General features: G+C 52.9%; 1 protein-coding gene. It reads left to right on the top strand.

Annotated features, from left to right (window positions below; all coding sequences use genetic code 11):
* Positions 1-949, top strand: a 949-nt coding sequence (locus OP494_RS17110; RefSeq protein WP_280542778.1) for a hypothetical protein, incomplete at its 5' end; no start/stop codon positions are given.
* Positions 950-952: the final 3 nt, after the last annotated feature.

Raw genomic sequence — 952 nt, 5'->3', positions numbered from 1 at the left:
GTCGATGTTGGCCACCGAACGGCTGATGTTACAACGGCCCCTGGCTGGCACACCCGAACAGCATCTCGACTGGCTAACCGCGCAGATGCGTGAACGCATACCGCGCAACAAGCGCCCTAGTGCCAACCAGATGCGTCGCGTGACCAATGCTTGGCTCAAGGCCGGGGGCGCCGAGCCGATGATTCGCGTTCCCAATATCATCCTGCTCGATGATACCGCGCTCCGTCAGACAGCTGATGGCAGTGGTTCCGGCCGAGCGGCTCAAGCGAGGCTGTTACGTTCCGATCGCCCTATCATGCTCACCGCGAACAATATTCGCGAGACCGCGTTGCCGAAGTTTCAAGCCTTCGTTAATGCTGACGCTCGGATAGCGGCCGTTGGGCTACTGTTCAGCACGGTGTCGACATTGTTCGCGCGAGACTCGATGCAAGAAGCCGGCGTATTCGCAGATGAGGAAGCGGCAGGACGTTTCTATGCGAGCAGTGCAGGATTGATCGGTGGTGTATTGAACACCGCTGAGACAGGTATACAACGAGCGGTAGCCGTTAACGCCATCAGTGTCGCCAAGAAGGAAAACGCCTTGGCCCGTGCCGAGCGCTTCGGCCGTTTTGGGCGTTTTCTTGGCGCGGGTGCAGCCTGGGGGTTTGCGTATTATGATTTTAAAAATACAGTTGAAAATTATAATAAAGGTAACTTAGCTATGGCAGCGTTGTATGGCCTGTCAGTTGGTATAAATACACTTCTCGGTTTTATGTCGATCTTTATAAGGTTTCTAGCCGGATGGGCTGGACTGATATTTATGATCGCACTTGGTGTCGCTCTGCTGATAGAGGCAATTAAGGATAGTGACGCGCAAAATTGGTTGAAACATTGCTTCTACGGTAGCGAAGATCGCTGGCCTAGTGTCAAGATAAGTGACAAAGAACTACAGAAGGTATTGGAAAACTGATCA

Origin of the sequence: Chromohalobacter sp. 11-W (genome assembly GCF_029889905.1) — a bacterium.
GTDB lineage: Bacteria > Pseudomonadota > Gammaproteobacteria > Pseudomonadales > Halomonadaceae > Chromohalobacter.
Note: the sequence above shows the minus strand (reverse complement) of the source record. Positions and strands in the feature narration are given on the sequence as shown.